This window comes from Candidatus Zixiibacteriota bacterium (genome assembly GCA_019038695.1).
Lineage (GTDB): Bacteria > Zixibacteria > MSB-5A5 > GN15 > FEB-12 > B120-G9.
Genome location: JAHOYZ010000023.1, coordinates 1 through 12,292 on the forward strand (window position 1 = coordinate 1; position 12,292 = coordinate 12,292).

10 protein-coding genes are annotated in these 12,292 nt (G+C 50.8%); 2 read left to right on the top strand and 8 right to left on the bottom strand.

What is annotated here, in order from left to right; all coding sequences use genetic code 11:
• Positions 1 to 254: 254 nt before the first annotated feature.
• On the top strand, positions 255 to 725 hold the full coding sequence (locus KOO62_07705) for a cyclic nucleotide-binding domain-containing protein (GenBank protein ID MBU8933878.1): 471 nt from the start codon (positions 255 to 257) through the stop codon (positions 723 to 725).
• A gap of 274 nt (positions 726 to 999) precedes the next feature.
• A complete protein-coding gene (locus KOO62_07710) occupies positions 1,000 to 1,809 on the top strand; it encodes a PASTA domain-containing protein (protein ID MBU8933879.1) in 810 nt (269 codons plus the stop codon).
• A 71-nt stretch (positions 1,810 to 1,880) separates the two neighbouring features.
• Here KOO62_07710 and KOO62_07715 read toward each other — a convergent pair whose 3' ends face one another.
• The 8 genes from KOO62_07715 to KOO62_07750 all read right to left on the bottom strand — a co-directional run bounded on the left by KOO62_07715 (position 1,881) and on the right by KOO62_07750 (position 12,283).
• Positions 1,881 to 2,948, bottom strand: coding sequence for a class I fructose-bisphosphate aldolase (locus KOO62_07715; GenBank protein ID MBU8933880.1), 1,068 nt, complete (start codon positions 2,946 to 2,948; stop codon positions 1,881 to 1,883).
• 237 nt (positions 2,949 to 3,185) lie between these two features.
• On the bottom strand, positions 3,186 to 4,304 hold the full coding sequence (locus tag KOO62_07720; GenBank protein ID MBU8933881.1) for a T9SS type A sorting domain-containing protein: 1,119 nt from the start codon (positions 4,302 to 4,304) through the stop codon (positions 3,186 to 3,188).
• Positions 4,305 to 4,380: 76 nt separating this feature from the next.
• Positions 4,381 to 4,923 (bottom strand): hypothetical protein, encoded by a 543-nt coding sequence (locus KOO62_07725; GenBank protein MBU8933882.1) that lies wholly within the window; start codon positions 4,921 to 4,923, stop codon positions 4,381 to 4,383.
• 43 nt (positions 4,924 to 4,966) lie between these two features.
• On the bottom strand, positions 4,967 to 7,162 hold the full coding sequence (locus tag KOO62_07730; protein ID MBU8933883.1) for a GTPase domain-containing protein: 2,196 nt from the start codon (positions 7,160 to 7,162) through the stop codon (positions 4,967 to 4,969).
• A 60-nt stretch (positions 7,163 to 7,222) separates the two neighbouring features.
• Entirely contained in the window at positions 7,223 to 8,131 is a 909-nt protein-coding gene (locus KOO62_07735) for a hypothetical protein (GenBank protein MBU8933884.1), read from the bottom strand.
• 24 nt (positions 8,132 to 8,155) lie between these two features.
• A complete protein-coding gene (locus KOO62_07740) occupies positions 8,156 to 9,604 on the bottom strand; it encodes a hypothetical protein (protein MBU8933885.1) in 1,449 nt (482 codons plus the stop codon).
• A gap of 52 nt (positions 9,605 to 9,656) precedes the next feature.
• Entirely contained in the window at positions 9,657 to 10,604 is a 948-nt protein-coding gene (locus KOO62_07745; protein ID MBU8933886.1) for a type VI secretion system baseplate subunit TssG, read from the bottom strand.
• Complete coding sequence (locus KOO62_07750) at positions 10,601 to 12,283, bottom strand: hypothetical protein (protein MBU8933887.1); 1,683 nt, start codon at positions 12,281 to 12,283, stop codon at positions 10,601 to 10,603. The genes KOO62_07745 and KOO62_07750 overlap by 4 nt, the downstream gene beginning before the upstream one ends.
• Positions 12,284 to 12,292 lie beyond the last annotated feature (9 nt).

Genomic DNA, 12,292 nt, shown 5'->3' on the forward strand with positions numbered 1-12,292 from the left:
AAAGCAGCATGAATAATATGGATACACACTTTTACACACAACTCTTGACATTACCCGTTCGATCACATTGGGAGAAACAGCTTGACGTAGAGCGAACGGTCTATTATAATATAAATACAGCACGCACGATCTACGAAACGACGACCATATTTGTAAGTTAATCACACCTGCGTCCGGTTCTAATTGAAATCCGGAGAGATCACAGGGGTGTGAATTTGGCAAATGTCCATCAACAAGAGAAAGTGAGGTCAATTATGACGGTTGACAGAGTTCTCAAGGGACACGACATGTTTCAGTCACTCAGTATTGACGATGCCCACCAAATCAACTCATTCTCGTCGGTGAAAAAGTACAGAGCTAACGAGATGGTTTTCAAGTACGGCGAGGCGGCCGCTCACGTGTATATGCTCTTGGAGGGGTCGGTCAATCTTCGACTTCCCGCCAATCCGGCCGATTTCAGTTTCGTCATCTCCAAAATAGAGAAGGGGGAACTGTTTGGGTTGTCGCCGTTGCTTAACTCGTCCAGGTTTACTTCGACAGCGCAATGTATTGAACCAACCGAGTTGCTGTCCATTGAGGCCCAGCCCTTCCGGGAGATGCTTATGAGGAATGAGGTGGCGGGCTTCAACATCATTAGCCAGGTGGCACATATCTACTTCACCCGGTATATTGAGGTCCTGAAAAGTCTTCAAGGGGTTGTAGGCCAGATTTCGCTCATTCGCTGAAGGATACGGTGAGTGAAGCTACTGATCATCTAACGTCGTGCATGCTCCGGGAATCTTTTTAATATTGATTTTCGGGGCACATTTCTCAACCCTAGTAGCGTATAAATGTCGATGTCGAAACTGAAGACAGTTTCGACCTACTCGATTGTCTCGCGTAGAGTGGGGATTATCTCCCGCCGATCGTCATCCCGAGCTGAGTCGAGGGATGACGGACACAAGGCTCGCCGTGAGGCGAGAGAACCGGGAACGCAAGAGAAAGGCGTTAGGATAAGAGATGTCGCCAGTACGAGCATCACGATTGAGCAATGGACGGCACCGTCCGCAGGGGTTCTTGTATGACCAGTTACCACCGGGCAGTCTGAAGCGCAAGTTGGCGTTTTGGGTAGCCGTACCGTTGATCTGCCTGTTGCTGGGATACTGGATCATGGACGACATGGTCATGATGGCGGTTACTCGCCACGGGAGTGAGTTCGCTCTCCCTGATTATACCGGGCAAACCGCGATAGAGGCCCAGTTGTCTCTAAGTGAATTGGGGCTCAACCATGAGATTGCGTCGCACGAGTATTCCCCCGGCAAATCGAAAGGAATCATCCTAAACCAGTTCCCCATTTCGGGAACAAAGGTCAAATCCAATCGAACGATCAAGTTCGTTGTCTCGGCCGGACAAAGATTGGTGTACATCCCGTTTCTTGGCGGCAAATCGGTTCGCCAGGCGATGCTCGATCTGGAAACGGTCGGCCTGACACTTGGTGAAATTGCCTGGGCCTTCTCTGATACATTACCCGAGCGCGTTGTGGTTTTCTCGTACCCTGCGTCAGATACGGAGATACCGATTGGGTCGCCGGTTAATCTGATGGTCAACCGGGGGCGTGCCTCAAACTTCACTTATATGCCACAGGCGGTCGGTCTTACACTGGACCAGGCAGTCATGTTGCTGGAAGACAAGAGTCTGCGACAAGGCGTTATCACTTATCGCACCGATGAGAACTACCTACCGGAGACGGTCCTGGAGCAGTCCGAACCAACCGGCACAGAGCTCGACGTTGCCACTGAGATCGATTTGGTCGTCAGCACTACAGACTGACAGCACTCAATTGCAATAAAAGAAAAAGGGCAGGCTTAGCCTGCCCTTAGATAGATAAATATCGAACGCGATCAGGCGATAGTTACTTCCTTGCACAGGAAAACATCCTGGATCGCGTTGAGCAACTTGACGCCATCTTTAAGAGGACGCTGGAAGGCCTTGCGACCGGAGATCATCCCCATACCACCGGCTCGCTTATTGATGACCGCGGTCCGCACCGCAGCTTCCAAGTCACCGGCACCTTTCGAAGCACCACCCGAGTTGATCAGGCCCACACGACCCATGTAGCAGTTGGCTACCTGGTATCGGGTCAGATCGATAGGGTTATTGCTCGTCAATTTGCTGTACACCTTCTTGTGTGTTTTACCGAAGCCAATAGCATTGTAGCCGTTATTGGTTTCAGCTTGCTTCTGCTTGACGATATCAGCTGCGAGAGTAACTCCCAGATGGTTGGCCTGACCGGTTAGATCAGCCGCAGTGTGATAGTCCACTCCCTCCTTCTTGAAAGCGGAGTTGCGCAGGTAACACCACAGAACAGTGAACATGCCTAATTCGTGGGCTTCGGTAAACGCGGCGGCTACTTCCTGGAGTTGCCTCATGCCGTTTTCGGCTCCAAAATAGATAGTTGCACCAACGCCAACCGCGCCGAGATTGAACGCGTTCTCCACTGAAGCAAACATAACCTGGTCGAACTTGTTAGGGTAGGTGAGCATCTCGTTGTGGTTCAGTTTGACAATGAAGGGAATCTTGTGGGCATACTTGCGCGACACGGCCCCCAGCACACCGAGGGTCGATGCGACGCCGTTGCAGCCGCCCTCAATGGCCAACTCGATGATCTTTTCAGGGTCGAACAAGCCTGGATTGGGAGCAAATGAAGCTCCGCCGGAATGCTCAATTCCCTGATCCACTGGCAGAATCGAAACATAACCTGACCCAGCGAGGCGACCGTGGTTATACAATGCGCTGATATTGCGCAGCACCGTCGGTGGTCGGTCGGTGAGGATCATCACATCGTCGATGAAATTCGGTCCGGGGATATGCAAACCAGATTTCGGAATCCCTTTGCACTTGTAAGTCAGGAGACCTTTGTCATCGCCCAGCATCTTCTCAATCTTTTCAATCACGGTCCAATCCTCCATGAAAATATGCAACCTTCTTAACAAATTACATACACAATGTTGAATGCCAACGCAACCAGATTTGGCCGCAAATCAGTTGATGGACACCTGGAACAGCATTGTCTTGTTGGCTTGGTTTTGAGTTGTAGATCGATGAAAGCAGGACTGCGTTCTCGGCCATTCGAACGCCCCGGTTGTGTACAATCGAGGCGATACTAAATTAGTCGTCTATCAGCTCCTACTATTCCTGGTGCAACTTCACTTCAGCAGTAGCATCCGCTTGGTGAGGACTGTTTCACCCGCTGTCAGGCGGTATAAGTAGAGGCCACTGGCCACCGCATAATCGCTCTGATCGGTACCATTCCACACTATTTCGCCATAGCCTGAAGGCATGGTCTCATCAAGCAGCACCGCTACTTCCTGCCCTGTGACATTGAAGACTGATAGTTGTACACGACCCGGTAGTGGAAGGTAGAACCGGATGGTCGTGGTCGGGTTGAATGGATTGGGATAATTCTGGCTCAATTCGAAGCTTGTCGGAAGGACTTCTGTTTCCGGCTGATCCATCGCAGCCTGCAGTAATTCACCCAATCTCTGAGCTCCAGCCGATACATGGTCACAGTTTGCGAGGGCCGCGTACAGTTTCTGAATCACATCACGATCGGTCTCAGCGAGAGCCAGGAAATTCTGCTGTGAGCCAGACCGCACACCATTCAATTGGGTTTGTCCCCAGTTTTCGGCAATACCGCAAATGTCAGCAGAGTCAACAACACCATTACCGTCGGCATCAGCATAGGTGGCCCGGAGCTGTGTCCAACTGTGGGCAGAGTTGCGTACAAATGTCAAATCGCCGACGTCATGCCGCGGACAGTCGGCCGTACTCCAGAATATTCCGAGCGGGAGTATGTCGCGCTCATCAACAACGCCGTTGTTGTCAGTGTCACCGGGGTAGACGTTCGGACCGAAATGAGCCCACACGGTGTCATCGGCTTCCATTGTGTCACCTTGTAGATCGGTTACTGCTGAGTTGATAATGATCCCAATTCGATCGAGAGGTGTGAACATCCCATTGGAAGAAACAACTTCAAAATGATCGTCATCATCACGGTAAAGGAAGTCAGGAGTTGGTTCCCCAAGCCTGCTGATCATCGTCACACGGCCTACCAACGAATATGTACTAACCGGCCTGTTGAACCAGATCACCAGGGTGTCAGTTACAAGGTAATCTTGACAGTTGCCGGGAGTATCGGGACGATTCCTGATAGTGTCCTTCACGACCTGAAGAGGATCTTGCAGCGATCCAGCCTCAACCGTTGAAGTCAATACCAGAAGAAGAACGCCAATACACAATGATATCGTCAGCAATACCTTGTTCATGAAGATTCCTCCAGAAGAGCCATTTGGCTCGATTCGATAGGCCGTCACTAGTACAGAACCGTGCCAGAAGAACCGATCAGAATTCGTTGGTCGTCATGATCGACTTGGCTATTTTGACTTCGTAGATCTCGTCAGTATCAATCTCGGCCTGGCCACCCTTCAGTACAAACTTCAGGAAAAGCCAGGGAAAGATACCCTTGCCTTTGCCTTCAGCTTTGATCTGGTCGCCGGTGAGAGGGATAAAGTCCCCCTCTCCTCTGTCCAGAACAAACTCACCCTTGGGCATCAGTTCAACGACCTCGACCGTTATCTTGCCCGGTTTACCACCTCGACCGGCGGGTGTAACTTCCACCACTCTCGCGGTTCCTTTGGCTCCGGCTTCGACGATGACCTGTCCGTTCTTGATAATCGGTTGGTGGAGAATAATGGGGATTTCCATCCCTTCCTCTCCGAACTCCCCTGAACTGACTGTGATATCAGCAGGGAATTTGATCTGAACCGGCATGTCTTTGGTGAGTTGAATAGTCGAGGCACCCACTGTTCCTGCCATTAGCAGAAGGCCGATAAAGGCTGCAGTGATGAAACCAGCAAATCCAAACTTAGAATAATTTCTCATCATAATTCCTCAATCAAAACGAATTTAATTCAATCTGAACATCAACCTAGTCCTTCAGCTTTGGGAGTCCCTTTCTGAGACTGGGAGAGAAACTGAATTTGGCCTTGGCTCCCGAACTAAATAGTAGCTCGCCATCCATATCGAATATTGAGTATTTGTTGTCAAGTTTGGTGTGATCGGTAGCTCTCTTTCCCCACTGACAATTTGTGTTGTCCCCCAGACAGATAGCAACGTGTATGACCATATTCGGCGACCACGTTATTTCATGGGTCGAGCCTTTGTACCACTCATCTGCGACTGTCCACTGTGGCATTCCGGCCTGTGTGGTTACCTCGACGTGAATATGAGCGCCGTCGGGTAAATAGCTTATCTGATAATTGTAAGTGGCTTCCCGTTTGAACTTGTTGGCCGCGGCTTTGTATTTTCCAATGGCTTTGTATTCTTTGGAGCCGGGAACCAACTTCTTCCGAAGCTCCTCAAGTTCGCTCACGGCACCATCAAGACGATATTCAATATCTTCGTTGCCGTTGATTCGTTCAACATACTCGGGGAAATTGACTACGGCGGTTGCTGCGCTTTTCTTTTCCTCCTCACGAGCCTTTACGTCAAGGAGTTTGATGAAGAGCTGAGTCTCCCCGGAACTGATCTCGACACCAGGGGTATTTTGATAGCGGTCAATAGTGCTGTGGAGAAGTTCCAATTTCGTCGGATCAGTCATGGCCGGGATGCACGCTTTAAATAGTTCCCAGAGCTCCAGAGTCCTTTGAGCCCGTAGATATGGAACAGAACCGGAATCGGTTTGCGCCACGGCACTGTTGAGGCTGTTGTCCAGAAGCTGGCTCCGTCCGGTATGGATTACTCCATCCCTTGTTGGCGTTGGAGTTGGCCACAAATCCTCATTGCCAATAACCATACCGAATTCCTTGAGAACGTCGTCAAACAAATTCGTGGATTTTCCTGTTTCCAGCGTGTCCAGTTTCCTGGCCATGTTGTGCGCTTGAATCGCAAACGCCGGGAACAACGGTCTCACCATCCAATTGCTTGAGTAGATGCTGTATTTCGAGCTCAGATGATTGAGTTCTGACACAGTGCACTCGGACTCATGCTTGTCGCCAACTGTGGCGCTGTGTAGCGACGTAACGCGCGCCAGGAAAAACCAGAAGTGCAAAGCATAGAAGAACGACACCGCGATGACCACCCCTGTGGATATCAACCGTACCCACCGGTTGAACGCTCTCATCTTGTTTAGGCTTCGATTACGAGCGATCGCTTTGACCAGCCAATACATCGGTTTGCGGACTCCCACCGGTCGAACTTTCTCGGGAGGTTTATAAAGTGAACGACCTTCCTCGGCACCGACCTTCTCGGGTGATTCACCAGTCTGGGATACGAAGAATATCTGGAAATCCAGTGTTCGACCTACCACTACTTTGATGAACTCCTTTGTTTTGACAAGAATATCGCGCACGGTACCAGCCCAGGCGGCATCCCGAGTGACTCGGTCGCTGGTAAGAACTCTTTCAAGGAAGGTTTCATAGTCCTGACAAACAACTGGCTCTTCTTCAGCACCGACAAGAACAGTCTGTTCCTCACCTGAAAAACCGGGGAGTGTGTCTGCTTTCGTTATTACCAGGGCTACCGGAATAGGCAGCCGGTCTTCCAGCGGCGCCAGTTTCTCCAACATGCTCACGAACGATGCCACGTGGGTGTGACATTGATATTCGGAACCGAGTACTTTGGGATCGAAGAAAAACAACAGACCGTCACAATTGGCCATGAAATCCGCTACCTTGTCGGTGTAATCGCTTGCAGCTGAAATGTCTATTGCGCTGCCAGGGTAATCATAGGTGACCACGGGCACTTTCTGGGAGCGGTCAATGATGGCTGTGAGTTGCAGGACTCTATCTCGCTGGCTCAGATCAGGGAATTTGCGTTCTTCTCGAAGGTCAACATGCGTTCCGGGACCGGCGTGAGTACCGACTCCCCAAATCCGCTTGAAGTTGATAAGCAGTTCGTTGGCAGTAGCGTTGTCGGTCACAGAAATCTGAAGATCACGAGCGACCTTGCAATCTTCATTGAGAACCGTGAAATAGACCGTCTTGCCTGCGTTGCTGTGGCCGAAAACACCAACCCGTGCCCCGGACGGCCAGTCAAAACCGCCGCCGTCCTTTTTCTTATCCTTTGATGGGGCCGCCATCTTGGCGCCCTTCTTGCCGAACTTGAATATCTTTGCAAAACTCACAGTATTCTATGGTCCAATCTTAATAGGGCTTTCCCGTCGGTGAGCATCGTATCATGACAGCTACTTAACATTTTCTACTCGCTGTCGAAATTTCTCCAGTTGATTAGATTCATACTCATGCCATGCCCAGGGGACTGCCACTGCAATGGCTACCCAGAAAAGCATCAGAAACACCAGCAGGAAAAACGCCGGTTGCCGTTGGCTGAAGGCAAAACGAGTATAGCGGTGGCTCGAGAAGAGCCCTTTCCCTTTACCACCCAACTCGCCCAGAAAGGTTTTCACGCTGGCCCAGAAACTCTTGCTTCGCAGGTAGTCCCACTGAGTCAGATACAATTTGTACAGTCGATCCTTATGCGCCAGTTTCTTAAATTCACCGATCCTGTCCAAGTGGAACTCAAGCGAAGTACGGTCTGCGAGCAACGCTCCGCCCAGACGCTGGCGCCGGCGTGACAGTTCCAGGAATTTTCGGGCGTCGTCATAAGCCAGGAAGTCTTCGGGTTTAAGATCGGTCTTGATTGATCGGCCAAAAGAATCGAGATATTTTCCGATTTCTTCCAAAAGGAAACTATGTAATTGGTAGTTGCCGTTGAGAGCTCCTTCGGCAAACAGGAGTGGCAACAGACCCTTCTCAAAGAACTGAACGTCCTGTTTGACGGCACGGAGCTTACGACAGTAATCGTAGCTCTGGTTTGAGCGTCCGTCAACATCGGCCACCGCTTCAAAATAGCTGATCAGAATCTGGACTGTCAATTGTCGCAGGTCGGAATTGGTCAACGGGGTCGGGGTAATGGCATCGAGAAAAGTATAATCGACCTCGACCGCCTGGTTGCGTTCCTCGCGCAGCGCTTTGAAAACCGCTCTCAGGCCATTATAGGTCTGGAGAAAAGCTTCCGTCTTGAACTCTGCATACTTCTTTTCGTAGCAGTCCAGATAGCGGAAGAGTTCATCTATGTATGACTTTATGTCCAAGTACTAATACTCACTTTCAGTTGCCTATATAGCATATATAATAAGGTCTGATTTACCCAGATTGTCAAACTTACTTACATCAGGAACGCCGCGAAATATCAGATTAACGCGATTGACTGCCGAGGCCTTGAGCATATCCTGTGCTCTCAAGGCGACTTTGTTGCCAAAAGTAGTGGTGTCGATGTCGACCGGGTCGGTTTCACCTAATCCCCGTGCCTCATTGAGGCCCAGGCGTACCTGCATCAAGTTCCACTCGCCAATGCTGAACATGTCTTTCGACAGGAGCACTACCATGTCGGCTATCGGACCCGGAGTGGGAATATCGGCCAGAAGATAGATAAGACCGGCCGATTCCTCCGCACGAGAACCGGAGTAATCAACCACACGATACGTTTTCCCACCATACGTGACAGTATCTGTGGCCACCGCCTGCTCTTCCAGTTCGTGTTTCTCTACCTGGGCCAGGAAACCAATAACACCCAGCACGACGGCCAGGATGTCATCAATCATTTTGAGCTGTCCGCCTACGTTTTTGTGGTCGTAGCGCGAGAGTAGGAAATTATCCACTGACGACAGGAAACGGCCAATTTCAGAGTTCAACTCGCGCGTGAAGAACTTCTCATTGAGAAGATCCTTCAGGCCGGGCTGGAAGTTAAGTAGGGTTGTGAAGGCCCGAAACAGCTTCTTGAAGAAACTGATCAGTACCAAAGGATGCCCGGCATTTGGTCCCACCATAAAATCATCCAGCGATGACGACAGATGATAACCAAACTGGAAGATGGTATCCTTGAATGCAGCCTGAAGCTCAGTTTTTTCACCGGCCAGCAAGCTCCCCGCCACAACAGCCATGTATGCCCGGGAACACAACGACAGCAGGTTTTCCAGCCTATTGCGATATTCCTGGGCACGAGTATTAAGAGCTTCGTGGGCATATTGAGTAACGCAGGCAGGGTAGTAATTGGCGGTGTGAGTGACATCATTCCCAACGACTGTCAACTCCGCCACCTGAAGAAAGCTGCCCACCGGCTGGCTAGGCGGTTCTCCCAGATGAAGCGAGTAGGCATGGGCCAGGAAGGGAACACGGGGTACCTCTTCGTACGGGTCCGGATCACCTACCTGTTTCTTGGCCACGGGATCAATCCCGACATATACTCCCACCGGCGATCCACTCAGAGAAGTCTCGGCCTGTATCTGGTTCTGATTGATGTCATCGATTTGAATGACGCTCCCATCAGGAGTGATAGCCTGGCAACGAATGACCTCCACCCGCAGTTGTTCGCCCGTCAGAGCCAGATCCAGCGCCAGTGCTTCGCGTCCATCGGCGGACTTGCGGATCAGACCGTATCGATCTCCTGTCGGTAGCGCATACCACCGGGCCAGTTCCTCGAAGTACTTCTCCTGATCCTTGAGATGCTGCTGAGTGATCAGCATCCCATCCTGCCAGTTAACAGAATTTAAGTTCAAGTCGCCCATTGTGTTGCCTCAATAACATTGGTTCAAAATCTACTGTCTTCAATACCCGATGTCAAGCTTGTTGACGATACGCACGCACATCATGTCCTGAGATGAAGGTTCCATAGCCAAGATACGCCTTACCGGATGTTGCGCCCAGGACCAACGGGTCTCGTTTCACCCGGATGCGAATCCAATATTCAAGATTCCCGGGCATACACATATTTAAAATCCTCTCCAATTTCTTTCGCTTTTTCTTTCCCGGCAGCCAGTTTTTGATGTCGTCCGAGCGAGTCTCACAAATGATATTATAAGTCGAATCGTATTCGGTAAACGACTTACCGAGCACGAGTTCAGAACTGAGTCGGGAGTATTTAGTCCCCAATCGTGATCGAATTGCGGGGGGAATATTCTGAGACGATGGCATATTTTCATGAATAGAGAATTTGTGTCCGAACATATGTTGTAAAATACGAGAAATCAAAACAGGGTTACCGGCCCAAAGGTGGTGGGTCGGCATCAGAGCGGCCCAGAAGTTGGCCTCACGTCGGTCGGCCATGTCGCGCCGATGATCAATATCGAATAATCCCAGAAAGCGTTTCAAGTGTTGGTAGTCGATGGTGGACAGGGCGTATTTCAGCATTTCGAAATCGGCGTTGGCTTTTCCGCGGACTATGGCTGCATCAAAGGGAGCCATCAACGCTCGAGCATCGTCTTCCCAGCCTCCGGTGCGGTTGGTGATACCAGTCATACCGTAGAAAAATTGGTAGGGAAGGATATCGACAGCGCTCCATTGACCGATATCGAGTGAAATGCTGACTCCCGATGTCAGGGGCGTTCCCGGTGCCGGGGACTGTTCCAGCACTTCCCCCTTGTAATTTTCATAGCAACCCACCGCCCGCATATTAACCTGAGTCACATCGACGCCCAGTTTTTTCAGTAGCACAAGCGCTGTCACACAATGAAACGGGAAACGACGGTGACACAGATCGGGCATCACCGATTCATTAGCGGTAGTCATGCGCGTGTGATCTCCACTACATATTGCGTGTTTACGGTGCTGCGAGCCTTGAGAAAATGGACCAGACGTTTGCTCAGCAGATCAATTTCATCCTCGGCGTGAAACTCTTCCGCATTTATGGTCACGGTCACAACCACGCAGCGACGCACTCCACGCTCGGAGCGTTCGATCCCGTTGCGACACTCGACATCGCGGATACGGCTATCGAAGGTTCTTGTCCAGGCTATCACATCCCGGAATGTCGTGGCTCGATCGCGCTGCCGCAGACGTGTAGAGACCTCGGTCATCAGTTGTTCCTGACTCCTGGCTGGTATGGCCCCGCTAACAGGAAGGATATTTTCAACCGCGTCAATGCCCGGGTGATTTTCGTACAAATCTGTAATTAGGCCGGCATCAATTCCGTTAGCCGTGGTACCAGCCGTAACAGCGTAGGTGACGGTAATAGAATCGGGGGGGGTATCAATCAAGTCGGAGAAGTCGAACCACAGAACAAGCTTGTCATCCCGTTCTTCCAGAACATAGATTGGCCAATGCGGGTCGGCATCCAGATCATCAAGGTTACGATAGTCTTTACCGGTTGCATCAACAACCGATACAATTTCGAGGACCGAGTCGATTTCTTCTGGAATTTCAATCTCAACCAGCTGATTGACTCCAGTATGCTTAAACAGAGTTAGTTCGTTCTTATTTGTGGCAACGAGGCAATCGAAGTAGAAGCCGATATGTTTGTTGTTGAAGGCTTTCTTGTCACCACGTTCTGACAGATCAATGCGTATCCAATAGAAACTCTCACCTTCGGGCGGCAAAGCCACATTGTTGTTGCTACAACGGAGAGCAAGATCGCTGTCGGCCCGGCCCAGTTCCCAGGTAGAAGTGAACTTCGCGGGGAGAACGGCGAAGTTCTCCTTCATATCAACAAACAGGTCGCGTCCACTCCGCAATCCACCCCAATCGGTTCCTGATGACCCGCCCCCCAATACGTCTTCCACGCTTCCAGTGAGGCCGGGACAGAAACCGCTGTCGCTATAGAAGGAGCCGTCTTGTGCCCCCGGGTACCAATACCCCCAACGCATTTGCTTGAGAGCCTCTCGGGCACCGGTTAGAAAAACAACAGCTCCCTGAAGCCCGGAAGGAGGTCCGGAATAGTCGACGGCCACAAATATCTGCCACTGACCTGACGAGGTCGTGGTGATGGCTGGCGACTCGGTGATGTACTCACCCTCGACCGGCGGAGATAGGTCTATGACCGTATGGTCCTGACAGAGATAGATTTTTCTCATCTGGGCAGCAATCACTCTCGACTCGCATTCGGGCGAGAAAAAGAATGTCTGTCCCCCAGTGCGCTTCTCTTTGAAGAAGAAACGGGTATTCGTATCAACATCAATCATAGGATCGACCGGATTACAACGCATGACGGTATAGGCTGGAACAGGTCTCCGACCGCGCTCAGGGCAAACCGACTTAATCAACGATGCGGTCGAGATCCCCCATGTCTGATCAAGACGTTTGTCAACTCGTTCTATCTGGTGTGCGTATACTTCCAGCATCATACGCATAACAGGATCCAGACGTTCGGGTGATTCAGGTGTATCCGGATTAAAAACGCGAAGCTCACGATACATATCATGGAAGATTTGTGCCTGCGATCGCGCCCCGGGATATTTAGTTCTGTCTTTCACCGGCGGTTC

Coding starts and splice junctions, on each gene's coding strand:
- KOO62_07705 (MBU8933878.1), top strand. CDS start 255: ATGACGGTTGACAGAGTTCTCAAGGGACACGACATGTTTCAGTCACTC.
- KOO62_07710 (MBU8933879.1), top strand. CDS start 1,000: ATGTCGCCAGTACGAGCATCACGATTGAGCAATGGACGGCACCGTCCG.
- KOO62_07715 (MBU8933880.1), bottom strand. CDS start 2,948: ATGGAGGATTGGACCGTGATTGAAAAGATTGAGAAGATGCTGGGCGAT.
- KOO62_07720 (MBU8933881.1), bottom strand. CDS start 4,304: ATGAACAAGGTATTGCTGACGATATCATTGTGTATTGGCGTTCTTCTT.
- KOO62_07725 (MBU8933882.1), bottom strand. CDS start 4,923: ATGATGAGAAATTATTCTAAGTTTGGATTTGCTGGTTTCATCACTGCA.
- KOO62_07740 (MBU8933885.1), bottom strand. CDS start 9,604: ATGGGCGACTTGAACTTAAATTCTGTTAACTGGCAGGATGGGATGCTG.
- KOO62_07745 (MBU8933886.1), bottom strand. CDS start 10,604: ATGACTACCGCTAATGAATCGGTGATGCCCGATCTGTGTCACCGTCGT.